Source organism: Bacillus sp. TH30 (assembly GCF_016650875.1).
Taxonomy (GTDB): Bacteria; Bacillota; Bacilli; order Bacillales; family Bacillaceae_G; genus Bacillus_A; species Bacillus_A mycoides.
Window position 1 is genome coordinate 1,013,664 of sequence record NZ_JAEKEY010000002.1, and the last position, 23,509, is coordinate 1,037,172.

The 23,509-nt window shown below is 36.3% G+C and carries 26 protein-coding genes; 1 reads left to right on the forward strand and 25 read right to left on the reverse strand.

Features of this window, described 5'->3' with window-relative positions; all coding sequences use genetic code 11:
• Positions 1–119: 119 nt before the first annotated feature.
• From aspB to JFU20_RS07385, 14 genes are all read right to left on the reverse strand, one after another.
• Positions 120–1,307, reverse strand: a complete 1,188-nt coding sequence (aspB, locus tag JFU20_RS07320; RefSeq protein WP_002011860.1) for an aspartate transaminase AspB — start codon at positions 1,305–1,307, stop codon at positions 120–122.
• Positions 1,308–1,325: 18 nt separating this feature from the next.
• The gene (locus tag JFU20_RS07325) at positions 1,326–1,829 is read right to left on the reverse strand and encodes a cell wall elongation regulator TseB-like domain-containing protein (RefSeq protein ID WP_002011859.1); all 504 of its coding nucleotides are present in this window, start codon (positions 1,827–1,829) and stop codon (positions 1,326–1,328) included.
• Positions 1,830–1,836: 7 nt separating this feature from the next.
• Positions 1,837–2,007, reverse strand: a complete 171-nt coding sequence (locus tag JFU20_RS07330) for a YpmA family protein (protein ID WP_201038505.1) — start codon at positions 2,005–2,007, stop codon at positions 1,837–1,839.
• Between the two features lie 250 nt (positions 2,008–2,257).
• Positions 2,258–5,062 (reverse strand): ATP-dependent DNA helicase DinG, encoded by a 2,805-nt coding sequence (dinG, locus tag JFU20_RS07335; RefSeq protein ID WP_002011857.1) that lies wholly within the window; start codon positions 5,060–5,062, stop codon positions 2,258–2,260.
• A gap of 130 nt (positions 5,063–5,192) precedes the next feature.
• The gene (panD, locus tag JFU20_RS07340) at positions 5,193–5,576 is read right to left on the reverse strand and encodes an aspartate 1-decarboxylase (protein ID WP_002166067.1); all 384 of its coding nucleotides are present in this window, start codon (positions 5,574–5,576) and stop codon (positions 5,193–5,195) included.
• A 12-nt stretch (positions 5,577–5,588) separates the two neighbouring features.
• Positions 5,589–6,437, reverse strand: a complete 849-nt coding sequence (panC, locus tag JFU20_RS07345; protein ID WP_201038506.1) for a pantoate--beta-alanine ligase — start codon at positions 6,435–6,437, stop codon at positions 5,589–5,591.
• Positions 6,437–7,273 carry a 3-methyl-2-oxobutanoate hydroxymethyltransferase gene (gene panB, locus JFU20_RS07350; protein WP_002011854.1) on the reverse strand — a complete coding sequence of 279 codons (837 nt, stop codon included), beginning with the start codon at positions 7,271–7,273 and terminating at the stop codon, positions 6,437–6,439. The genes panC and panB overlap by 1 nt, the downstream gene beginning before the upstream one ends.
• Before the next feature lie 342 nt (positions 7,274–7,615).
• A complete protein-coding gene (locus JFU20_RS07355) occupies positions 7,616–8,596 on the reverse strand; it encodes a biotin--[acetyl-CoA-carboxylase] ligase (RefSeq protein WP_002086594.1) in 981 nt (326 codons plus the stop codon).
• Positions 8,581–9,774 (reverse strand): CCA tRNA nucleotidyltransferase, encoded by a 1,194-nt coding sequence (locus JFU20_RS07360; protein WP_002086595.1) that lies wholly within the window; start codon positions 9,772–9,774, stop codon positions 8,581–8,583. The genes JFU20_RS07355 and JFU20_RS07360 overlap by 16 nt, the downstream gene beginning before the upstream one ends.
• On the reverse strand, positions 9,761–10,906 hold the full coding sequence (gene bshA / locus JFU20_RS07365; RefSeq protein WP_002166069.1) for an N-acetyl-alpha-D-glucosaminyl L-malate synthase BshA: 1,146 nt from the start codon (positions 10,904–10,906) through the stop codon (positions 9,761–9,763). Before bshA ends, JFU20_RS07360 begins: the two co-directional genes overlap by 14 nt.
• Positions 10,903–11,607 carry a bacillithiol biosynthesis deacetylase BshB1 gene (gene bshB1, locus JFU20_RS07370; protein WP_002011848.1) on the reverse strand — a complete coding sequence of 235 codons (705 nt, stop codon included), beginning with the start codon at positions 11,605–11,607 and terminating at the stop codon, positions 10,903–10,905. Before bshB1 ends, bshA begins: the two co-directional genes overlap by 4 nt.
• 11 nt (positions 11,608–11,618) lie before the next feature.
• Complete coding sequence (gene mgsA, locus JFU20_RS07375; RefSeq protein ID WP_000684753.1) at positions 11,619–12,014, reverse strand: methylglyoxal synthase; 396 nt, start codon at positions 12,012–12,014, stop codon at positions 11,619–11,621.
• Between the two features lie 14 nt (positions 12,015–12,028).
• Complete coding sequence (gene dapB / locus JFU20_RS07380) at positions 12,029–12,829, reverse strand: dihydrodipicolinate reductase (RefSeq protein WP_002166070.1); 801 nt, start codon at positions 12,827–12,829, stop codon at positions 12,029–12,031.
• Positions 12,826–13,170 carry a nucleotide pyrophosphohydrolase gene (locus JFU20_RS07385; RefSeq protein ID WP_002011846.1) on the reverse strand — a complete coding sequence of 115 codons (345 nt, stop codon included), beginning with the start codon at positions 13,168–13,170 and terminating at the stop codon, positions 12,826–12,828. Before JFU20_RS07385 ends, dapB begins: the two co-directional genes overlap by 4 nt.
• 508 nt (positions 13,171–13,678) lie before the next feature.
• Here JFU20_RS07385 and JFU20_RS07390 point away from each other — a divergent pair.
• Positions 13,679–14,560 (forward strand): YitT family protein, encoded by an 882-nt coding sequence (locus JFU20_RS07390; protein ID WP_002011845.1) that lies wholly within the window; start codon positions 13,679–13,681, stop codon positions 14,558–14,560.
• 28 nt (positions 14,561–14,588) lie between these two features.
• Here JFU20_RS07390 and JFU20_RS07395 read toward each other — a convergent pair whose 3' ends face one another.
• From JFU20_RS07395 to JFU20_RS07450, 11 genes are all read right to left on the reverse strand, one after another.
• A complete protein-coding gene (locus JFU20_RS07395; RefSeq protein WP_002011844.1) occupies positions 14,589–15,239 on the reverse strand; it encodes a uracil-DNA glycosylase in 651 nt (216 codons plus the stop codon).
• Positions 15,240–15,372: 133 nt separating this feature from the next.
• Positions 15,373–16,053, reverse strand: a complete 681-nt coding sequence (locus JFU20_RS07400; RefSeq protein ID WP_002086606.1) for a zinc metallopeptidase — start codon at positions 16,051–16,053, stop codon at positions 15,373–15,375.
• A 105-nt stretch (positions 16,054–16,158) separates the two neighbouring features.
• A complete protein-coding gene (gene ypjB, locus JFU20_RS07405) occupies positions 16,159–16,944 on the reverse strand; it encodes a sporulation protein YpjB (RefSeq protein WP_002141040.1) in 786 nt (261 codons plus the stop codon).
• Positions 16,945–17,051: 107 nt separating this feature from the next.
• Entirely contained in the window at positions 17,052–17,738 is a 687-nt protein-coding gene (lit, locus tag JFU20_RS07410; protein ID WP_002011839.1) for a lipoprotein intramolecular transacylase Lit, read from the reverse strand.
• A 25-nt stretch (positions 17,739–17,763) separates the two neighbouring features.
• On the reverse strand, positions 17,764–18,354 hold the full coding sequence (lhaT, locus tag JFU20_RS07415) for a lipoprotein heptaprenylglyceryl N-acetyltransferase LhaT (protein WP_002086612.1): 591 nt from the start codon (positions 18,352–18,354) through the stop codon (positions 17,764–17,766).
• Between the two features lie 512 nt (positions 18,355–18,866).
• Complete coding sequence (gene qcrC / locus JFU20_RS07425) at positions 18,867–19,634, reverse strand: menaquinol-cytochrome c reductase cytochrome b/c subunit (RefSeq protein WP_002011836.1); 768 nt, start codon at positions 19,632–19,634, stop codon at positions 18,867–18,869.
• 43 nt (positions 19,635–19,677) lie between these two features.
• Positions 19,678–20,352 carry a menaquinol-cytochrome c reductase cytochrome b subunit gene (gene qcrB / locus JFU20_RS07430; protein WP_000932700.1) on the reverse strand — a complete coding sequence of 225 codons (675 nt, stop codon included), beginning with the start codon at positions 20,350–20,352 and terminating at the stop codon, positions 19,678–19,680.
• The gene (gene qcrA / locus JFU20_RS07435) at positions 20,353–20,865 is read right to left on the reverse strand and encodes a menaquinol-cytochrome c reductase iron-sulfur subunit (protein WP_002011835.1); all 513 of its coding nucleotides are present in this window, start codon (positions 20,863–20,865) and stop codon (positions 20,353–20,355) included. It abuts the gene before it with no gap.
• A 138-nt stretch (positions 20,866–21,003) separates the two neighbouring features.
• Positions 21,004–21,465 (reverse strand): YpiF family protein, encoded by a 462-nt coding sequence (locus tag JFU20_RS07440; protein WP_002166072.1) that lies wholly within the window; start codon positions 21,463–21,465, stop codon positions 21,004–21,006.
• A 153-nt stretch (positions 21,466–21,618) separates the two neighbouring features.
• Entirely contained in the window at positions 21,619–22,155 is a 537-nt protein-coding gene (locus JFU20_RS07445) for a ReoY family proteolytic degradation factor (RefSeq protein WP_002086615.1), read from the reverse strand.
• A gap of 73 nt (positions 22,156–22,228) precedes the next feature.
• The gene (locus tag JFU20_RS07450) at positions 22,229–23,491 is read right to left on the reverse strand and encodes a tetratricopeptide repeat protein (RefSeq protein WP_002086616.1); all 1,263 of its coding nucleotides are present in this window, start codon (positions 23,489–23,491) and stop codon (positions 22,229–22,231) included.
• Positions 23,492–23,509: the final 18 nt, after the last annotated feature.

Sequence of the window (23,509 nt, forward strand, 5' to 3'; positions counted from 1 at the left end):
CCAAACACCTCGTTCTCTAGTATAACACACCTTTAGCCATTTCTTTTTGCCACAATTCGTCAAAAAAACCTCCCTATATATAGGGAGGTTTTTTGCCATTTACTACAAGAAACAGACGATTAAGCCTGTACTTTACTTTTCATGAACGTATGAATTCGTTCTAATGCTTTCTCAACTTGCTCAAGAGATGTCGCATACGATAATCGAACGTTATTTGGTGCACCAAATCCTGTACCTGGAACAAGAGCCACCTTTTCTTCTTCTAATAATGCTTTTGCCCACTCATCAACTGTATCATACCCAGCTAACGCTACGGCTTCTTTTACATTTGGGAATAAGTAAAAAGCACCTTGTGGCTTAATGCAAGTGAAACCAGGAATTTGAATTAATTTATCATAAATAATGTTCAATCTTTCTTCAAACGCTTGACGCATTGTTTCTACAGGTTCTTGTGAGCCTGCATACGCAGCAATTGCACCGTATTGAGCAATTGAAGTAGGGTTTGACGTACTATGACTCGCTAAGTTCGTCATCGCTTTAATAAGCTGCTTATTTCCTGCTGCATATCCAATACGCCAACCTGTCATAGAATGTGATTTAGATACACCATTAATAATAAGTGTTTGTTCTTTTAATACATTAGAAAGCTGGGCAATTGAAGTATATTCCGCGTCACCATAAATTAATTTTTCATAAATCTCATCTGAAACGATTAAGATATCATGCTCTAAACATACTTCTCCAAGCTGTTGTAATTCTTCTTTGCTGTAAATCATCCCTGTTGGATTGCTCGGTGAATTAATAATAACAGCTTTCGTTTTCTCTGTAATTGCCTCACGCAGCTGCTTTGCTGTAATTTTGTACTCATTGCCTTCTAGACCTTCTACATAAACTGGCTTACCACCAGCAAGCTTTACTTGCTCAGGATAACTTACCCAATAAGGAGTTGGGATGATAACTTCATCTCCTTCATCAAGTAACACTTGGAATAATGTATATAATGCATGCTTGGCACCATTACATACAATAATTTCAGATGGATCATACGCAATTCCTTGATCACGAGTAAACTTCTTCACAATTTCTTGTTTTAACGCTTGTAATCCACCTGTTGGTGTATATTTCGTATGTCCTTCTAACATCGCTTTATGCGCAGCATCCATAATATGTTTTGGCGTATTAAAGTCAGGTTCTCCTGCTCCTAATCCAATTACATCATGACCTTCTGCTTTTAATGCTTGTGCCTTTGCTGTAATTTCTAAAGTTGCAGATGGTGTTAAAGCAGCTACTCGCTTTGCTAATTTCATTTGTAGTTCCCCCTACATCTATTTTTCAATGCTATATCGTCTTAAAAAGTTCCCATCTTTAAATTCAAGATAGTAGTAACTATAACGATTGTCATCATCAATATATGTAACTTCCCATAATGGTATATTATTTTCAAAGCCTAATTTTGCTTTTAAAATTTCTTTCGGCTTACTTTTGGGTTCTTTACTTTCATCTCCGACTTGTTCAATCGTTCTTTGTAAAGCATCTTTTTCAGAAATACCTTCGCTCTTTTTCCTTACTATAGTTTCCCCTTTTTTCTCAGGCACCCAAACGATAAGTTGTTCTCCTTTTTCATCTGTACCTTGTACGACTGTATATGAAGATTTTCCGTTATAATAATCAACGGTATTTACCTTTGTAAGCTTTGCCTTTTCTTTCGCAATTTCTACAGACTTTGACTCTTTTGGAATTTTCTTTTCCATCGCTTTATTATAAACATATGCCCCATATATTCCGCTAGCAACGATAACGATAATGATTATAAAGATCCACTTTTTCATTGTATCACTACGTTCTGTAAATCGTAAATACAGCTATTTCTTTATCTTTTTCGTCTAATGCTAATCCGAACATGAGGTCCTGCTCTTTTAACGTACGATTCAAACCATCAACAATTTTATACAAGTCAGACGAATATTTAATACGCATCGTTGATAGGACTTCGATTTTCTTATCCATGAAAAAACTCCTCCGTTACACAAAAATTTCTAATTATAGAAGAACGCAATGCGGTTACAATAAGAGTACATTCTTTACAACCCCTGCTTCATCACCCATCTATTATAGCAGGACATGTACAGCAAAAAAAGGTTTCAAATCGAAAAGCAATATATTTTGTATACAAGAAGTAAGAAAAATAAAATTCCTCCTACCCACATTTTTTACGCCTGAAGTTTAAATGTACTTCAGGCGTATTTTTCTTCCAATTTTATTCATTTGACGATTCTTCTAACTGTACTAACAATTCTTCTAACGGTCCTTCATAGAGCGGTACAGTTGGGATTGATTGTAAAAATCGTTTTCCATAGGAAGAACTTGTCAAACGACGATCTAATACAAATACAGTTCCCGTATCTGTATTTGTTCTAATAAGACGACCAAACCCTTGTTTGAAACGCAAGATTGCTTGCGGGAGCGCCAACTTATCGAATACGTCTTCTCCTTGATTTTTTAACCACTCTCCTTTTGCTTCCATCATCGGCTGATGAGGAGGGGTAAAAGGCAGACGGACAATGACAAGACAGCTTAGGGCATCTCCAGGTATATCTATCCCTTCCCAAAAACTACTTGTTCCTAACAAAATCGATTTGTCGAACTCCTGGAATTTGCGGATTAGACGACTTCGGCTCTTATTATTCACACTTTGCGTTAATAATAAATATCCTTCTAATGTCTCATCATTTTTCAAATTCGTATACGCTTCTTTCAACATTTCATACGAAGTGAATAAAACGAGCATTCTACCTTTTGTAGCTTTCGCTATTTTCGCAATATGTGCCGATATAGACTCAATATATTCTTCATTACTTGCTTTCTTAATAAAAGGTACATCCGTTGAAACCATTAATTTCATTTGCTCTTCAAAACGGAATGGTGATGGAACCTTTAATGTATTGGGAGCAAAATCATGTAAACCTAGCTCCTCTTTTATATAGTCGAATGAATCATTAACTGTTAACGTTGCTGATGTGAAAATAACACTCTTTTTCTGGGTTAAAAATTCATCAGCAAATCTTTCACCAATATGAACAGGCTGCGCATATAGAACTGTTGAATGAATCGTTCCCTTCGTTTCAGTCTCCATCCATGTCACGTATGAATTTTTTTCTAAAATGAGTAATTGTAAAGATTGTGCCATCTTTCTCAACAACTCAATTAAATGCATAAATTCACCTGTAACGACATGCATCTCCCATTCTAATTTACTTTGCAATATTTCAGCTTGCTTCTCAAGTGTAGTCAATAACTTTCTTACATCATACACAAATCGATTTGTTAACTCGGTAATGCTATCCCATAACTTACCTTTCTCTACTTCCGTGTTATATCGATAAATGAGTGGCATATTGCTCATCCCTTGTTCCTGCTTTGTTTGTTTAAATACGAAAGTCCGTAACATTTGAAATAGTTCATCCGCATCAAATTTCAATTCCTTCAAACTATGACTCACCATACGGAAAGTCGAACGCGATGCTTGCTCTGATTTTTTCATCATTTTATATACTTTAGAAAGTACATCATCTGTTTCTAGCGTACCAAGACGAGATAAAGCTAATTGAAAATACATGCATGAGAACTGTTCACCTAATGTTCTACTCGCCGCTTCCTCGATATGATGAGCTTCATCAAAAATAATATGTTCACATGAAGCAAACAGTGGTTCTTCACTTGAAAAATCTTGAAATAATAACGCATGATTTGTAATAACGATATCTGCAAATAATGCTTTATTCTTTGCTCTTTGATAAAAACAACGACTATACCAGTTGCTTTGCATCCCGCCTGGACTATGTACATCACTACAAATACGGTTCCAAAGTAACTTGCCGCCCTCAGGAATATTTAATTCATCACGATCGCCAGTTTCCGTTTGCAATAACCACACTAAAATTTTTGCTTTTGTGAGCGCCATATCATAATTTTTCTCTTCCTCTTGCAAAGCATATTCAAATTTATGTAGACACAGATAATGCTTTCTTCCTTTCAGAAGAGCTACTTCAAATGAAAATGGCATTATTTTCTTTAATAAAGGAATTTCTTTTTCTAGTATTTGTTGTTGCAATTGTACAGTTTGTGTACTTATAATGACAGGTTCTTCTTTTTTCTTTGCGAAATAAATACTTGGAAGTAAATATGCAAGCGTCTTCCCCGTACCTGTTCCTGCTTCAATCAGTGAAAACCTAGAATCTCTTAGCGCTGTATATATTTCCTTCATCATAATCTGTTGGCTTTCTCTTTTTTCAAACTTTGGCATATTCAATTCAAGTTTATCGATTGTCTTATGTAAGAAAGCATCAAATTTAGATGAGTATATTTCACTGAGGCTTAAAGAATAATTCCGCTTTCGAAGCGCAATATTTCGATACACCTCACACTCCTCTGCCTCTTCTTTACCATGCATCATTTTCTTTAAAATATTTTCAGAAAGTACATCAGCTATATCACTTTGGAAAACATCACTTAATTCATAAAGAGATTGTAATGTGACAAGTGGTAACTTTTCAATTTCACTTAAAAATTGTAAAAATAACTCCGCTGTTGCAAGAGCATCACTATCCGCACGATGTGGTTGATCGTGCTCTAGTTCATGCTGCTTAGCTAAATCACGTAATTTATAACTATCAGCTGTCGGCAAAAGAATTTGCGCCAATTCAACTGTATCAATTTTAGGACAATGTACTTCTGTATATCCAGCTTGCCTTAATTCTTCATTTAAAAAATTCCAATCAAAGTGAACGTTATGTGCAACAAAAGCCGCACCTTGTAATAGCTCAACAATCATCGGGGCTACATCTCGAAATAACGGGGCTTGTTTTACAAGATCTTCATCAATCCCAGTTAATTCTGTAATAAATAGGGGAATCTCTCTCTTCGGATTAATAAAAGATGAAAAAATCTCTAATATCTCTCCATCTTCCACTACAACAGCTGCAATTTGGGTGATTTTATCCTTCCCATCCTTCCAGGAGTTCCCTGTCGTCTCTAAATCAACAACGACATAACGCTTACTCATATATGTAACACCTCAATTTCTTACCTATCAAACATAAAAATTATATAATGTTACTATACCACGTTTTACCTCATCTTAATGAAAAGATGCACAAAAAAGCTATCTCCTTAATTAGAGATAGCCTTCCTACTTATAATATCGTGCCAGCTTTTTCAGCACCTAACATTTCAATAATTTGATTATCATCGTCTAATACTGCAATTTTCGGCTTTTGTTTATGAATATTTTCTTCTGCCACTAAACCATAGCAAATAATAATAACTTTATCACCCGGTTGTACAAGCCTTGCAGCTGCACCATTTAAACACACAACACCGCTACCGCGCTCTCCTTTAATAACATATGTCTCTAAGCGAGCTCCATTGTTGTTATTTACAATTTGTACTTTTTCATTTTCTACAATATTTACCGCATCCATTAAATCTTCATCAATTGTAATACTACCTACATAATTTAAATTTGCTTCTGTTACAGTTGCACGATGTAACTTCGCTCTCATCATTGTGCGAAACATAGATGCTCCCCCTTATTTCCCCATTAATGTTATATTGTCAATTAATCGTACATTTTCAAACTTAACCGCAATCGCTAAAATGATTCTTCCTTCAATTTTATTTATTTCTTTTAATGAAGGATATGCATATAAATCAGCATAATCTACAGTGCCTTTCGTATACTTCTCAATATGCTCTTTCACAAGATTCATAATGATTTCCGGATTACGTTCGCCTGCCTCAATTCGTTCTTTCGCTATACATAGACTGCTGTATAAATGAGGAGCCTCTTCACGTTCTTCTAGTGATAAATACACATTACGAGAACTTTTCGCTAATCCATCTTCTTCCCTTACAATATCAACTGGTACGATCGTAACGGGAATATTAAAATCAGTTACGAATCCTTCAATTACAGCTACTTGCTGTGCATCTTTCATACCGAAATAAGCACGCGTTGGCAATGTAATATTAAATAGTTTCATTAGTACAGTCGCCACACCAGCGAAATGACCAGGTCTTTGTTTGCCACATAATACGTCGGTACGCTTCACAACTTCTACTGTTGTCGTTTGTTCTGCTGGATACATCTCTTCTACATTCGGATAAAATAAATAATCAACACCAGTTTCTTTTGCTACATTTTCATCTCTATCAATATCACGTGGGTATCGATCTAAATCTTCATTTGGTCCAAATTGTAGTGGATTTACAAATACACTTAAAACTACAATTTCATTTTCTTCCCTTGCCTTACGTAGTAACGTAGCATGCCCTTCGTGTAAATACCCCATCGTTGGAACAAAACCGATACTTTTTCCACTTGTACGAAGTTCGTTTGTAATTTGCTGCATCTCTTGCACTGTAGTTATGATTTTCATTATTGTTTTCCTCCGTATAACGCTAAGCACTCTTCCTCTTTCATTGTAAATGAATGTTTTTCTTCAGGAAATTGCCCTGTCTTTACTTCAGTAACGTATTGCGAAATCCCTCGCACAATCTCCTCTTGAACAGACGTATATTGCTTCACAAATTTCGGAACACGATTTACGCCGTACGAGATAAGATCGTGGTATACAAGAACTTGCCCATCTACTTTTTGTCCTGCTCCAATTCCAATTGTAGGAATTGTTAACTGCTCTGAAATAAGTTCTGCTAATTGCATTGGCACACATTCTAGCACAAGTGCTATCGCACCAGCTTCCTCACATTTCTTTGCATCTTCTATTAATTTTTTTGCACTTTCAGCATCTTTCCCTTGTACTTTATACCCACCTAGCACTCCTACAGATTGAGGAGTTAAACCTAAATGCGCCACAACGGGAATTCCCGCATTCGTTAAGTAGTGAATAGTTGATATAACTTCTCCAGCACCTTCTACCTTTAATGCATGTGCCCCGCTCTCTTGAACAATGCGACGTGCATTAATCATCGTATCTTGCAATGAGACATGATAAGACATAAATGGCATATCAGTTACAATAAACGTCTCTTTCGCTCCGCGGCGTACAGCTTTCGTATGATGAATCATATCCTCTACTGTTACTGGAACTGTTGAATCATACCCAAGTACAACCATTCCTAGAGAATCACCCACTAAAATCATATCGACTTTAGCTTCTTCTGCTAATTTAGCAGATGGATAATCATACGCCGTTAGCATTGTAATCGGCTCACCTTGCTCTTTCATTTTCAAAAAATCTGTTTTTGTTTTCAAAAACTACTCCTCCTTTATGCAGGAGAGAGGAGATGGCCGAAATCATATAAAAAACCCCTCTGGCCATAAAAGGGCAGAAGGGTTGTGTGTTAGTCGGCATTATTCATCCCTCTGTCCCAGTCCATTATTGGATCAAGGCAGAATCCAAATTATTATTTTTTCATACTGCGTAAAATAATGGTGCAGTTCGCTTTGATACTGCCCATATTCGAACTAATTATAGCAAACTCTGAAAAGGAATTGCTACATTTTTTCGAAAAAATAATTTTTTATCCCTATTACGGTATGTGAAATTTATTAGTATCTAAATGACAAAAAGAAGCTCCAAAATAGGAACTTCTTTTACTTAATTTCTATATCAGCAGAATGAATGTGGTGCACTTGTCCTTGATGATCCTCAAGTAACAATACACCATCCTCCGTAATTCCTTTTGCTAGCCCATTAATAGTTTCCTTCATCGTTCGAGCTGTAATTTCTTTTCCGATACTTACTGCGTAACTTTCCCAAAGAATTTTAATAACAGAGAAGCCATTTTTTAAATACTCTTCATACAATTTCTCTAGTTGCAAGAAAATTTGTTGCATAAGTTCCGCACGAACAATCGGCTTACCCGATTCAATTGCTAATGAAGTTGCAATTTGCTGAATTTCCTCATCAAAATGTTCTTGTTTCTGATTTGCATTAATGCCAATTCCCATAATAACAGCATTAATTTTATCTGGATCAGCTTGCATCTCCGTTAATATACCGACAGCTTTTTTACCTTGAATTAAAATATCATTCGGCCATTTAATCCCTACGTTTACACCGGTACATTTTTCAATTGCTTGCGCTACGCTAACAGCTGCTAATAAAGTAAGCTGTGGTGCATGATGAACTGGAATCGAGGGACGCAAAATAATACTCATCCAAATTCCTGTTCCTTTTGGGGAATACCATTTTCTACTTAAACGTCCTCTACCTGCTGTTTGTTCTTCAGCAACGACAATTGTTCCCTCTTCTGCGCCTTCATAAGCAAGTCTCGCTGCAATATGCTGAGTAGACTCAACCGATTCTTCAAAATAAACCGTTCTACCGATACGCTCTGTTTGTAATCCTAATTGAATCTCATTCGCAGTTACTTTATCTGGTTTACTAGCAATTCGGTACCCTAAGCGGCGTACAGCTTCTAGTTCATACCCTTCATTACGAAGGTCCTCCATATGCTTCCATACAGCGGTTCTCGAACAACCAAGTTTGTCACTAAGTATTTGACCAGATACAAATGCACCATCTGCTTCAGAAAAAACTTGTAATAACTGCTTTCTTATAGTAGATTGCATCTTTGTAGCCACTCCCTTATATCCTCTTTCTTATTAACTAAATCTCCTTGTACGATTGCTTCTTCAATATTTTGAAGCATTTCGGCAACCCACGGACCTGGCTTTTTATCTGTCCAGCTTAATAAATCATTACCAGTCACATTCATTTCTTGACGATTTTTTATCGGCAATGCATGAAATAATGATTGTACTTGCTTAACAGACGCACTATTATAACTTTCTATTATCGCTTCATATACTCTTTCCGCCATCTCAGCGATGCGAATCCCAGTTTTATAAAGAAGGATTGTATCCCACTCCTTCTCCTTTCTAGAACGAATTGCTAATAAAACCGCTACGATATCTTTAATCTTTTTATTCGAGAACTTCCATTGACGCAAAAAGACAGATGGATGCTCTTCTCCGATACAATATAAGAAAAATGCCCACGCCTCAACGTCTGTTTCGAAAGAATCCCATTTATACTGCGTAGCTTTCAAGAGTCTTTCTTCTGACATTTGCAAATATGGCAAATGAGAAAATAGCTTCGTTTCTACTAACTCTTGAAGACCATTCACACAATATGTACCGGTCAACAATTTTTCAAATTCAACTGTAATTCTTTCAATCGCTATATGTTCGAGCAAATGCCCATACGTTTCAATTGCTTGTTTCGTCTTTATTTCCAAAGAGAAACCTAACGTACTTACGAACCGAATACCACGCATCATTCGCAATGCATCTTCTTGAAAACGGTCTGCAGCATCTCCAACCGTTGTAATTTCCTTCAGACGAATCGCTTCTTTCCCAGCAAATAAATCAACCATTTCGCCTTCCTCTGTCATTGCAATTGCATTCATCGTGAAATCACGTCGTTTTAAATCCTCTTCTAATGAACGGACAAATTGAACACTACTAGGTCTTCGAAAATCTTCATATTCGCTTTCTGTTCGAAAAGTAGTTACCTCATACGGTTCACCATTTTCTACAACAATTACAGTTCCATGCTCAAGACCAACCGGAACATGTCTGGGGAAAATAGCCATTACTTCTTCTGGTAAAGCAGATGTTGCGATATCGATATCTCCAATCGGTCTATCGATAATAAGATCGCGTACACTTCCACCAACGAAGTAAGCCTCATGTCCGTGCTGTTTTAACATCTCAATAATTGAACTAGCTTTTTTAAATCTTTCCATTCTTGTCATCCCTTAGTATGTCATAATAAATCGCCTCATACTGTGAAACGATTTTTTCCGAACGAAACTGCTCATATACAGATTGCATCGCTCGCTCTCCCATATTACGGTGAAGTTCTTCATTTTCTAGTAGCTGAATTGCTTGCTTAGCTATTCCGTCTGTATCTCCAACTTCACATATATATCCTGTTTCACCATGTTGAATGACCTCTGGAATTCCCCCAACCCTCGTTCCGATACTAGGCACACCACACGCCATCGCTTCTAATATAACAAGACCAAAACTTTCCTTTTCTGATAAAAGTAGCATTAAATCACTCATCGCAAGAAGCTCTGCAACATTATCTTGCTTTCCTAGGAATAAGACACGTTCCTCAATATGTAAACTTTTCACCAATTGTAAAATAGTACAGAACTCTGGTCCATCACCAACAAGAAGCAATTTCGCATCTACTTCCTTTACAATTTTGGCAAATGACTGCACAACATCCTGTACACGCTTAACCTTTCGGAAATTTGAAATATGAATCAACACTTTTTCATTTTCTCGTATACCATATTCTTTTTTTAATTGAGACATATCACGTTTGAAATAAACACGTTCATCTACAAAATTGTATACCGTCTCAATTTCTTTATCTGGTTTTACAAGTTCATTTGTTTCTTCAATTAACGAATGTGACACAGCTGTAACAACATCAGATTGTTCAATACCAAAGCGAATTAAATTATTTAACGAAGGGTCGGAACCTAACACAGTAATATCCGTTCCATGTAAGGTCGTAACAATTTTAATACGCTCCCCAATCATTTGTTTTGCTAAATATGCACAAATAGCATGCGGGATTGCATAATGCACATGTAAAATATCAAGGTTTTCTCTTTGAGCAACCTCTGCCATTTTACTCGCTAATGCTAAATCGTAAGGTGGATATTGAAAAACAGAATATTGATTTACTGTTACTTCGTGAAAATAAATGTTCGGGTACACTTTATTCAACCGAAATGGTACACCCGATGTAATAAAATGAATTTCATGCCCGCGTTCCGCCAATTGCTTTCCTAACTCTGTCCCAACAACCCCAGAACCACCTACAGAAGGATAACATGTAATACCTATTTTCAATTTCATTTACATCCCCCTATTAAATCAGCATGTAATAAAACCGGTTTCTTACTCATAAATCCTTCGGCATACAGCACTCCAACTTCTTTCCCAAACATCTTCTCCCGAGCGATTACAGTTTCAACGTATCCTTCGGTTAATGGCGTCTTAACACCATCACTCCCTGTTGAAAACTGACTTTCATACGCTTCTAACGCTTCCACCTTTTTAGAAAGGTATTCACTAATATCTATACAAAAATTCGGTTTATGAAAACCATTAATCATATAATTATAAAACGACTCTACACGGTGCGGCGGAAGTTCAGGCATATATTTACGAATTCCCGCTGAAAAGATAGCTTCTTCCACAAGTTTCGCGCAATTAGCATGGTCTGGATGACGATCTTCGTAATATGGTGCGAAAATTAGTGTTGGTTTATATGTACGAATAATCTTTACAATTTCACGTATATATTCTTCTTTCATATACAAACCACGGTCTGGCATTGCTAAATTAATTCTCGTTTTTACTCCCATAATACGAGCTGCAGCCTTTGCTTCTTCTTTTCTTAGTTCTACCGTTCCATTTGAAGAAAGATCAGCTTCTGTTAAATCGCAAATGCCTACTTCATATCCTTGCTTCGTATACTTTGCAATGGTACCTGCCATGCCGATTTCAACATCATCGGCATGAGCACCAAACGCTAATATATGTAATCCACTCATAATTGTTCCCCTCATTTTCTTAACTTTCGGTAATCTAAATCTCCCCGCTCTAATGCATGCATTAGCATTTCAGCACTTGCCATATTTGTTGCTAATGGGATGGCGTATACATCACATAAACGAAGTAACGCATTAACATCTGGTTCATGCGGCTGGGCTGTTAGTGGATCCCGGAAAAAAATCACCATATCCATCTCATTTTTTGCAATCATTGCACCAATTTCTTGATCTCCACCAAGAGGACCGGATTGATATCTTGTTACAACTAAACCAGTTGCCTCCATAATACGAAGTCCTGTCGTTCCTGTTGCAAAAAGTTCATGTTTTTCAAAAATTGGTTTATATGCGTATGCGAACGAAACCATATCATCTTTCTTTTTGTCATGTGCGATTAAGGCAATTTTCATCCGTTGTCTCCCCTTTAGTCGATAATATTTTCTAAACCGTACACAAGATGATCAAGGTTCATTACTGTTTCAATTGATAGTTTTACACCTGACATAAATGATGCACGGTTGAATGAATCATGACGAACTGTTAACATTTGTCCATCTCCGCCGAACATTACTTCTTGGTGTGCAATAAGCCCTGGTAGACGTATGCTATGAATGTGAATACCGTCTACATTTGCACCACGTGCCCCTTCTAATTGTTCCGTTTCATTAGGGTGCCCTTGCTCTTTTGGTACACGATTTTGACGGATTAATTCTACTGTTTTTACAGCTGTACCAGATGGTGCGTCTAATTTTTGATCATGGTGTAATTCAATTACTTCAACATCTTGGAAGTACTTCGCTGCCATTTGAGAGAACTTCATCATAAGCACTGCACCAATCGCAAAGTTTGGAGCAATGATTGTTCCTACTTCTTTTTCTTTTGCATTTTCTGTTAATTGCTTTAGTTCTTCTTCAGTAAATCCAGTTGTACCAATAACTGATCTAAGTCCACGTTCAACTGCAAGTGTCACATGTTTCTTTCCAATTTCTGGTGTTGTTAAATCTAACAATACATCTGCTTCTACTTCATCTAAACAAGTATGTAAATCCGCGTAAATAGGTGCATCTAGCGCTGGCATTCCCGGTAAATCAGAAATTTTTTCTCCGCCATGCTTATAATCAATTGCTGCTACTAAATTGAAATGCGCTGTTCTTTCCATAAGAAGGACTGCTTCATATCCCATGCGTCCTCGTGGTCCAGCGATAATTACTTTAATTTCTTTCATGCGTCTTTCTCTCCCTCATCAATACGTGTCCAACGATCTTTATCACGTGTATTAAATTTATTCATTACAATGTTATGCGCTGTTTCTAAATCAATATTTAAACTATTTGCCATACAAATCATAACAAATAAAACATCTCCAAGCTCTTCCTCAACACTTCGCTCTTTCTCAGTCGTTTTCTTTGGTTTCTCACCATAATAATGATTAACCTCTCTTGCAAGCTCTCCCATTTCTTCAGTTAAACGAGCCATCATTGCAAGCGGACTAAAATAACCTTCTTTAAATTGACCGATATATGCATCTACTTCTTTCTGCATATCTTTCATCGTTTTTGCTTCCATACTAGTCACCTCTTATTCCTTCCTCTTTCATGTTAGCCAATTCATCGCGATTTGACAAATATTATTCCCTCATATCACTATTTACGACTCTTTTTAGGATAGACTATAATAAAGTGAAACTTCTTTTGCGTGGTTTTTACAAAAGATCAGCCTGAACCAATCGGGCTCTTACGGCTGGTTCGACCTTTCTTCACTGTTTTACCCTCTACCAGCCGTTAGAGCGGGATAAAGTGAAACTTCTTTTGCGTGATTTTTGCAAAAGATCAACCTGAACCAATCGGGTCCCTGCGGCTGGTTCGACCTTTTCTTCTTCGCTTTTCCCTCTACCAGCCGTTGGGACAGGGTAAAGTGAAACTTTCTTTTACAGTTTTTCCGCACAATATCAGGCTGAACTAATTAAGCTCTTATACCATTCTCTATTTTCACTATCAACTAGAAATAACTTATTATTATGTTCTATCGTTTAAGAGGAGCAATGTAATCATTACATAATTAGGGGGATTTCTAAATGACATCAAATTTGAAGATTCGAAATATCATTTTTATTTTAATCGGTTCCGCTATTTTTTCTTTCGGTATTGTGAATATCAATATTGAAAACCATCTTGCAGAGGGTGGATTTACCGGCATTACGCTATTATTATATTTTAAATTTTCACTTGATCCTTCCTATACAAACTTAATTTTAAACGTCCCTCTATTTTTCATTGGCTGGAAATTACTCGGCCGAACAACATTTTTATACACATTAATCGGTACATTTAGCGTCTCTTTATTCCTTTGGGTGTTTCAGCGCTACGAGGTTCTCAACTTACATTTAAACTTGCAAAATGATATGACACTGGCTGCTTTATTCGCTGGGGCATTTATCGGCATAGGACTTGGAATTATATTCAAATACGGCGGGACTACTGGCGGTGTTGATATTATCGCAAGGCTAGCTCACAAATATGTTGGCTGGAGTATGGGAAAAACGATGTTTATGTTTGATGCGGTCGTTATCATTATCTCTATTCTTACATATTTATCATATCGCGAGGGCATGTATACGTTAGTTGCTGTTTTTATCGGGGCTAAGGTTATTGATTTCATGCAAGAAGGTGCTTATGCAGCAAAAGGAGCAACTATTATTTCTGATAAAAACGATGAAATTGCTTCAAAAATTTTATCAGAAATGGAGCGCGGAGCAACCTTTTTAAAAGCAGTTGGATCCTATACAAAAATAGAACGTAATGTACTATATTGTGTTGTTGCTAAAAATGAAATCGTAAAATTAAAAAACATCATTATTTCAGTAGATCCACATGCCTTTGTCGCTGTAAGTGATGTACACGATGTTGTTGGTGAAGGATTTACATTAGATGAAAATAAAAAACCGTTACATAATTAAATTCAGCTAGAAAAGCTCTGTAGCTTTTCTAGTTTTTTATTATAAATCTTTTAAGTTTCTCCAAATCCTCATAAATAAGCTCCAACAAACTCCGATTATAGAAAATAGAAGCTGGATGAAAGGTCGGAAAAATATGATATTCTTTTTCTGACCAAATAAATTCTGTACTGCTGCTATCTTTCAATCGCTGCACAGGTTGCTTTAACAATTCTCCATGAACATCCGTAATTTTATTATTTTTACCAACTAAACGCTGTAATGCAATATTACCAAGTGTGACAATAACCGGCTGCTGTATAAATTCCAGTTCATAATCTAGCAAAGGTGCATGGGCAAGTATCTCACCTTGATTCGGTGTTCTATTGTACTTCTTCTGTATTATTTCGCCATTTCGTTCCCTTTTCTCTCTCCATTTATAAGGTCTACTCCGGACCGCACTCGTAATATATACTTCTTCCCTTGTAACGTGAATACGTTCTAAAAATTCCATTAAATGTTTTCCCGCTCTCCCACTAAATGGGATCCCATTATGAATTTCTGTTTCACCAGGTGCTTCTCCAACAAGCATTAATTTCGGGTTTTTAGGGCCCTGTCCACTTAAAAAACCTTCTAATTGGTATGTAGCACTACGCTCCTTCACTTGTTTAACTAAATAATATGGATATTCTATGTCCGTCACCTTCTTTCATCATTCCATACTTATCTTTATTTTAACTAGTTCTATACCCCATATTCTCTCTATTATTTCCATTTGTAACATATTATAAGATTCAATCCACAAAACAAAAAAAGACTATCAAAATTGATAGTCTTTAATCGTCGCTACGCTGCATACCAGTATAAATTAATACGAGACGTAATAATTCAAATACTGCTACAGCAGCTGCTGCTACATATGTTAATGCTGCCGCATTTAATACTTTACGAGCTTGACCGTACTCATCTGTTGATACGATACCAAGTGCTTCAATTTGTTGCATTGCGCGTTTTGATGCATCAAACTCAACTGGTAATGTAACAAGTTGGAAAATAACACCTGCTGCCATTAAAATAATTCCTAGTAACAACAAACCAGACATTTGTGCAAATACACCAATTAGGACAAAAACCCATGACATGTTTGAACCAAAATTAGCAACTGGCACTAACGAATGGCGTACACGCATAAAGTTATAATCTTTCGCATCTTGAATTGCGTGTCCTACTTCATGTGCTGCTACAGCTGTACCAGCAACTGAATGACCATAATAGTTATCTGTCGATAATCTAACCGTCTTTACACGCGGGTCATAATGATCTGACAAATGACCTGGCGTTTCTTCTACGGCTACATTGTACAATCCATTTTCATCTAAAATTTTTCGAGCCACTTCCGCTCCTGTCATACCTGATGTTGAATAAACTTGTGAATACTTGCTATAGGCACTACGTACTTTTGACTGTGCATACAACGGTATGATCAAAATGATCGCGAAGTAAATTAAATAAAACATCATAAACCTCCATTGAAGTTTTAATTATAGTACTTCTCATTCTATTTTTTTCTTCCACCGTTGTCAATAAATAAACCTTACAATCCGTATCTTTATTTATGCGTATTATCTATCTTTAGAATGCAAGTTGCTTCTCCGCTTCTCTCTCTCCCCTTTATACTTTCTCCATCCAACATACGTTAAAGTGAACAAAATAAGTCCTCCAGTAATTGTCATAAACCAAATGAGAGAGGGAGCAATCTCATCTTTTTTTACTGTATGAAATATTTTTTGCAAATCACCTTTAATAATCCCTAGTTGCATTTGTCCACCTTTCGTTTTTAACATAACGTTACGAAATTCATCCAAATAAGATAAATGTGCATTTACACGCTGCGCTTCGTTTTCCGGCAGAGCAATCATTAAACTAGGATAAATAATATTAAATTCATTTAAAAATGTATTTAGCGTCTGTTGGAACTGTCCATCATCTTCTTTTTCCATCGCCTTTTCTACTTGAGAAAAAGCATTCATTATCTTTCTTTCTCTTTCCATCCAAAGTGGCTGATATTTAGATACTTGTGCATCAACAGCAAGTTGTAACGCTAACATATTATCCACTTTAACTTGCCTATCTGAATCTTCCGCGAGAGATTGTTTCGCCTTATCGTATGCTAAAGAAACGACTCTAATTTGTCCCGGAGTTACTTTTGAATTATTTTCATTCTCCTTTGATAGAAATTGCTCTGAGAAATGGTACAGTACTTGTATTGCCTTTTCATCTTCTTTTTTCTTCACTAACTGCAAAGAGTCATCTAGCAATCCAGTTAGTTCACTCCACTCTTCAGCATATATACGTACTGGAAACATTATAATTAGAAATGCTATCAGTCCAATTAATGTTCTCTTCATCCCGGTCCCCCCTATAACTACTAGTACAAAATATGTGGAATTGGACAAGAATAGAACAGAACAAAACCAAAAAATATATTATCTCTATGAAAACAAAAAAATTCTCTTTAAACAGAGAATTTTTTCTTTGAAACCCTTTTCTTTTTCACTAAATATTTATACACACCGTAACAAAGCATGCTACCACCTAAAATCAATAATAAAATAATACATGCAGCATGCATAAAGAATTCTTCCGGTAACATTAAAATAACCGGATCTGTTTCAATATCAAACATCCAATAATCATTGCTAAATAAAAGCTTATGAAATAATACGAAACTCTTTTCAAAATTAATAGCAATTGGTAACGTAAGAGCTATTGGAAAAATAATTGTAAGAATCGCTCCGTGAAGTAAAAACTTTTCTTTTTTCTTTTTTAATAAATACGCTCCTCCTAATACAGCAATTACAATCGTTCCATACATTATATATTGAATCTTTACTAAAATATTTTTAACATCTACAAAATGAATGCGTCCATTTGTGGACATATCTAATGTCGGCAATTGTAATGCACCTTCATAAAACGGCGATAAATATGTAATAAGCACATCATAGTTTCTCTTAATTTCATCTTTCGTCATATCCGCTAAATCTGGAATATTTAAAAAATCAATTTCAAAATAATACAACCATTTTCCATATACAACTACCGTTGTCGCGAGAGCGAAAACAGAAAATGCTATGCTATAGGAAACTACTAAAGTGATCAATCGATCCAATATGTTTATACTGCTCTTATTTTTCTTCATTTTCTCCCCCTAAATGTCCTCACCATCATAAAGAAAACTGTTTTCGGTTCTCACGTAAGCAATAATAATATGTAATACACAGTACAGCAATACTTAACCAAAACGTAAAATAACCAATTTTCTCTACAAATAAATGCATAATCCCATATCTCGGCATTTGCCAAAATAAATAATCAATTGCATCATTATGTAATGTCCATATGCCAGCTACAGTGAAGTGCCATTTTTTTATCCGATAAAACGGAGCATATAACATTCCCTGCACTGCCATCGCAAAATGAGATAACATTAACATATATCCCATAAGGCCAATAGGACCTTTTACATAAATCATAATTGCATTTACAACAACAGCCCAAACACCATATTTTATTAAAGTAACTATCGCTAGCGCTTCTATTAACCCCCAGTTCTTCTTCATCAAAAAAGCAATTAAAACAAAGACAAAAAAGAGAGTCGCCATAGGGCTATCTGGTACAAACGGCCAAAATATAGGTGAGGTTTCTTTTAATTGATTTCCATACCATATGAATCCGTAAATTGTACCTAATATGTTAACAACCAATAAAAATAATAGTACCGAACGTTGCCTTAACATTGCATACAAGTAAGCCAATCTGTATGTCCAACACCTTTCAAACAAAGTAATTCTTTCATCGAACTCTACTCTATTATATAGCAAACTTTCCGTCATCGTAGAGTAGAAAACTGAAACAGATTAAATTTTCTTTAGGGATGGCTTTGCTATCCCTTTTCTGTTTCAGCTTCCCCACATCAAACCGTACGTGAGGTTTCCCCTCATACGGCTCTCCGATGCTCTTCCTTCTTTAGCTTTCAGTTTGTTCTAGCTTCCTACTTTCACGAGTGTGTATGTTATTTTCTTCATCAAGCCCTTGATACGGCCATGTTTCTTTCGAACATTTCTTTTCTTATTCCAGAAAAGGTTAAGCCTTTCTAAGAAGTACCAATCTATTTTACCGAGCCACTTCTGTCCAATTGAAGATAGGCTATAATAATTTTTGAATCCTTGTAGAATTCTATTTAAACCTTTCACCATCAAACAGTGCCCAGCTTAGCTGGCCACGCAAAATAAAAAGCTGACCACAGATTTTGTAGTCAGCTTTTCTATTATTTTTTATTATACTTTGCAACGAATTCCGAAAGCTTTTTCAGTTCCTCATCTGTACCTTTAAATACACCTTTAGGCATTGAACCTTTTCCATCTTTCGCAATTTTAGCGATTTCTTCTGGTTTTAAAGTTAAGTTTTGCAAAGCCGGTGCTGCCGCTCCGCCCTGTAAATTGTCACCATGACATGTTAAACAAGTATTTTTTTGCATCAACTTGTAGCCGTCATCATTTTTATCAACTGGTGCTGTTTTTACAATTGCTCCTTGTTTTTTTGCAGCTTCCCAATCGTGGTGTGCTACAGATTCCCAAGTTAAAAAAATAATCGATGCAATTGCTAAAAGCATAAACCCCGTTGCTACAGGACGCTTCAATGGTGCTCTTTCTGGGCCTCGATCTAGAAACGGAGCTAATAGTAACGCTCCAAACGCAATCCCCGGCATAATAAACGCACCAATTACAGTAAATGAGCCTGAAGCATACGAATACTTTAATAACTGATACAAGAATAGGAAATACCAATCTGGAAGTGGTATATATCCTGCATCTGTAGGATCCGCCATTCTCTCAAGCGGTGACGGATGCGCCACTGTTAAACATAAATAACCGACTAAAAAAACTGCACCAACCATCCATTCTTTTAACAAGAAATTCGGCCAAAACGCTTCTGTTTTCCCTGGATATTCAGAATAATCTTTCGGAATATTTGGTTTCCGGGCTACTGGTACCCGAGAATCTCCTACAAACTTCATCCCTTTGCCGCGATGCATAATCTCCCTCCTTTTGTTCTTTCCCCTTTAATTTAGCAATCTCTTATAGCGGACCGGAAATACCTTGTTTGCGAATCATGATGAAGTGGAAGGCCATTAAACCTAGAAGTGCTGCTGGTAAGAAGAAGACGTGAATAGCAAAGAAGCGAGTTAATGTTTGAGCGCCAACGATTTCGGAATGACCAGCGAGTAATGTTTTAATATAAGGACCAATGAGCGGCGTTTGCTCTGCAATTTGAATCCCTACTTTCGTAGCAAATAACGCTTTCATATCCCACGGTAATAAATATCCGGTAAAACCAAGACCTAACATAACAAAGAAAATAAGAACACCAACAATCCAGTTTAACTCACGAGGCTTTTTATACGCACCTTGGAAGAAAACTCTGAGTGTATGTAAAAACATCATTACAATTACGAGACTAGCACCCCAGTGATGCATACCACGAACAATTTGCCCGTAAGCTACTTCATTTTGTAAATAATAAACCGACTCCCAAGCATTTTTAATATCCGGCACATAATACATCGTCAAAAACATTCCGGACAAAATTTGAATTACTGTAACGAAAAAGGTAAGTCCTCCAAAACAATAGACGAATGCAGAAAAGTGATGTGCCGGGTTAACATGCTCAGGTACCTCATGATCAGCGATATCACGCCATATCGGTGTAATATCTAAACGTTCGTCCACCCAATCATAAATTTTATTTAGCATCTACTTTGCACCCCCTCTTGGCTTCGCTTTTCCTAAATACAGCGTTCCATCTTTCACTTTAGACTCGTACACATCAAGCGGAGCAAGAGGCGGTGTGCCTTTAATGTTCATCCCATCCTTTGTGTAACGTCCCCCGTGACACGGGCAAAAGAATTGATTAGGATGTGCTTTGTCCGAATTCCAGTTCACTGTGCAACCTAAATGTTTACATACTGGCGAAAACGCAACAATTTCTCCACTTTCATCTTTATGCACCCAAGCAGATTTTGGCTCTTCAGACTTGTACCACCCGTCAACCTGCTTCACCTTAAAATCGAAGCGCTTCGGCTCTGTTGTAATATCCTTTACTTGTCCAACAGCAACCATATCTGTTCCCGCTTCTTTTCTTAACACCGGATCAAGCGCAAACCTCGTCATCGGCATTAAAATACCCGCCGCCATAAAGCCTCCTACCCCTGTAAGTGTGTAATTTAAAAACTGTCTTCTTGACACACGATGTTCTTTCTCGCTCACGAAAATTTCCCCCCTCTATCAGAAATTGTCCCCTCGTGAAAAAATTATATAAAAAATAAAAACTAGGACACTATCATGATATAATACCCTCTTGTATAGGTCAATATCATACTACTCATAATAATAAGAACTTTCTGTTTATTGTTGTTTTATCCATCTTTCTTCCAACATTTCCATAATATTTTTTATGTGTGCACGAATAACTTCCCTTTTCGCTTGGTCACTAAATTGCTCTAATGATAACGATGGAAACCAAAATAAATCACCCTGCACATCTCTCATATCTTCTTTCCATGAAAAGTCACTTGTCACATAGGCAATATGCTTAAAACCTTGCCTTTGTAAATGATCTGTCCATTCTTGCAAACGGTCTTTTTCATTCTTTTGGCTCTCTACCAAATACGTAAATGCGGGCAGTAAAAGCACTCTTCCTTTATACTCCCTTTCCAACTCCATACTCAAAGCCTCAATAAATTCACCTTGCTCTACAACCATTTTCATCCCTTTTGCTGCCGAAATAGACAAAAGGGGTATAATCCCTGTATCTACATACTCCCTCGCTTGCTCAAACTGTTCTACATCTTTTACAATCCATTTCACCTTTTCTCCCCTCCTCCATTCGAAATAACAGAACTTTCACTTTATATATATTAAACCATACTAAAAGAGGTAAAAAAAGAAAAACTACCTATTATTAAGTAGTTTTTCTTAAAAAGTCTGAATTTCGTAAAGATTGCATATTCAAAATGGATTCTATAAAATTTTCAACTCTGCTGTTAACCTATGAAATGCTTCCTTATCTTGCTTATCCAAAGCTTCATCAATTTGTTTCAAAAGACGTTCTCTTCTAAATGAGAATACACTTTCTTCTAAAAATCGTTCTGCAAGCAATCGATCTTTTTCATTCACTTCAATATGCTTTGGCAAATATGGGTTTTCTTCTAATACAGCTACATAGTTTGCATTTTGGAACGATGATTTAAAATTAAGCTGAATATAAATATCCTCATCTCGATTCAAACGAATATCATGAAACGATTTTTCTGCATCTGTTGTCATTACATTTTGTTTAAAAAAATGAAACGGTGTGTCTTTCACACAATTTGCTGACATTACTAAGCCACGCGGACAATATTTTGCATGTTCTACGAAGTGGACTTTATGCATTAATTGATCGTGACTCATTAAATAATTCAAAATCCATACACATTCACGCTGTTTCAGTTGGTAATTATTCAAAAACCATTTTACAAAATCCTTCTTCTCGTTTACAGAAACAGGGGTATTCATAGCGATTAAGTCCCTCCTCTGTCTTTCTCTTTTCTTTTTAGATTCAAGAAGCGGCATTCAGTTTCCTTCCAACTTATGAAAAATCCTCTAAATTATATAACAATTCTTCAATATGAATTTGTGTCGGGTCTAGTTGTATTAACTGCGTAAATACTTCTTTCGCCTCTTTTCGCATTCCTTCTTCTAATAAGAAATAACCGTACTCTTCCAAGAAATCTGGATGATTCTTAAAAGAAGTATATGCACTTTCATAGTGTTTTAATGCATCCGAATACATTTCTAATTGTTTTTTTGCAAATGCAAGATCCCAAAGTAGTTGTGTATCTGGTTCTCCACTGTCAATTGCACGTTCTACAACTGCAATTAGCTCTTCGTATTTCTCTTGTTCTTTTAAAATATACGCATATTTTAATATCGCGCCTAAATGTCCCGGATCTAGCTCCAGCGCTTTTTGAAGCACTTCTTCTGCCTCCGCTATTTTACCTAATTTCGCCGCAATATTCGCTAATTCTACATAGAAAGGAACAGACAGCTCATCTACTTTAATTCCTTCTTGAAGTGTTTCATAGCTTTCTTGAAGCATGCCTTCTTTTTCATAGCTTTTCGCTAAATACATGTATAACGATGCGTATTCAGGATCTAATTCTTTTAATTCTTGCCAAGCACCAATTGCTCTTTGATATTCTTCTCCTTGGTATAATGTGAAGGCATATCCAAATAATGAGTGAATATCTTTTTGCTCTTCTAACCCCGCTTCATAGTAAGAGATTGCCTCTTCCCAGTTTCCAATAGCACTTAAAGTTTCTGCTAGACGAAGCGCAATGACAACACCACCCATAACTTTATGTTCTGCTAGTAACGATTCATAATAAGTGATCGCCTTTTGCTCTTCACCTTTACTACTATATAATTCTGCTAACCCAAACGTAATAACAGGTTCGTCTGGCATCATTTCTTTCGCCTTCAATAGTTTTTGTTCTGCTACATCATCAAAACCTTGCATTTGGAATAAATCCGCTACAAGTAATAACGATTGAACATATAAATCATCGTTTTCTGGAATATCATGAAGCACTTCAATCGCTTCATCTTCTTTATCTAAATCAATATATAATTCTGCTAAAAATACCGTAAATTCACTTTCTTCCGGATATAGCAAGCGTAAGTCTTCAGTAATTGCTAACGCCTCATCCATAAACCCAAGTGTATGATAGTAACGAGCGATATCATACTTCTCTTCATCATTAGCAACTCGTAGTTGTTCTTTTAATAATTGTAATCCTTTTTCTGCTTCACCGTTTTCAATATAAGAAACAGCCTGTTCAAACTTTTGCATAAACGTCTCCTTTAATTC

What these genes read in the sequence shown, in the direction of transcription:
- aspB (WP_002011860.1), bottom strand. Translation starts at nt 1,307, where the DNA reads ATGAAATTAGCAAAGCGAGTAGCTGCTTTAACACCATCTGCAACTTTA.
- JFU20_RS07325 (WP_002011859.1), bottom strand. Translation starts at nt 1,829, where the DNA reads ATGAAAAAGTGGATCTTTATAATCATTATCGTTATCGTTGCTAGCGGA.
- JFU20_RS07330 (WP_201038505.1), bottom strand. Translation starts at nt 2,007, where the DNA reads ATGGATAAGAAAATCGAAGTCCTATCAACGATGCGTATTAAATATTCG.
- dinG (WP_002011857.1), bottom strand. Translation starts at nt 5,062, where the DNA reads ATGAGTAAGCGTTATGTCGTTGTTGATTTAGAGACGACAGGGAACTCC.
- panD (WP_002166067.1), bottom strand. Translation starts at nt 5,576, where the DNA reads ATGTTTCGCACAATGATGAGAGCGAAGTTACATCGTGCAACTGTAACA.
- panC (WP_201038506.1), bottom strand. Translation starts at nt 6,437, where the DNA reads ATGAAAATCATAACTACAGTGCAAGAGATGCAGCAAATTACAAACGAA.
- JFU20_RS07355 (WP_002086594.1), bottom strand. Translation starts at nt 8,596, where the DNA reads ATGCAATCTACTATAAGAAAGCAGTTATTACAAGTTTTTTCTGAAGCA.
- JFU20_RS07360 (WP_002086595.1), bottom strand. Translation starts at nt 9,774, where the DNA reads ATGGAAAGATTTAAAAAAGCTAGTTCAATTATTGAGATGTTAAAACAG.
- bshA (WP_002166069.1), bottom strand. Translation starts at nt 10,906, where the DNA reads ATGAAATTGAAAATAGGTATTACATGTTATCCTTCTGTAGGTGGTTCT.
- bshB1 (WP_002011848.1), bottom strand. Translation starts at nt 11,607, where the DNA reads ATGAGTGGATTACATATATTAGCGTTTGGTGCTCATGCCGATGATGTT.
- mgsA (WP_000684753.1), bottom strand. Translation starts at nt 12,014, where the DNA reads ATGAAAATTGCCTTAATCGCACATGACAAAAAGAAAGATGATATGGTT.
- dapB (WP_002166070.1), bottom strand. Translation starts at nt 12,829, where the DNA reads ATGAAAGAAATTAAAGTAATTATCGCTGGACCACGAGGACGCATGGGA.
- JFU20_RS07385 (WP_002011846.1), bottom strand. Translation starts at nt 13,170, where the DNA reads ATGGAAGCAAAAACGATGAAAGATATGCAGAAAGAAGTAGATGCATAT.
- JFU20_RS07390 (WP_002011845.1), top strand. Translation starts at nt 13,679, where the DNA reads ATGACATCAAATTTGAAGATTCGAAATATCATTTTTATTTTAATCGGT.
- JFU20_RS07400 (WP_002086606.1), bottom strand. Translation starts at nt 16,053, where the DNA reads ATGTTTTATTTAATTTACTTCGCGATCATTTTGATCATACCGTTGTAT.
- ypjB (WP_002141040.1), bottom strand. Translation starts at nt 16,944, where the DNA reads ATGAAGAGAACATTAATTGGACTGATAGCATTTCTAATTATAATGTTT.
- lit (WP_002011839.1), bottom strand. Translation starts at nt 17,738, where the DNA reads ATGAAGAAAAATAAGAGCAGTATAAACATATTGGATCGATTGATCACT.
- qcrC (WP_002011836.1), bottom strand. Translation starts at nt 19,634, where the DNA reads ATGCATCGCGGCAAAGGGATGAAGTTTGTAGGAGATTCTCGGGTACCA.
- qcrB (WP_000932700.1), bottom strand. Translation starts at nt 20,352, where the DNA reads ATGCTAAATAAAATTTATGATTGGGTGGACGAACGTTTAGATATTACA.
- JFU20_RS07445 (WP_002086615.1), bottom strand. Translation starts at nt 22,155, where the DNA reads ATGAATACCCCTGTTTCTGTAAACGAGAAGAAGGATTTTGTAAAATGG.
- JFU20_RS07450 (WP_002086616.1), bottom strand. Translation starts at nt 23,491, where the DNA reads ATGCAAAAGTTTGAACAGGCTGTTTCTTATATTGAAAACGGTGAAGCA.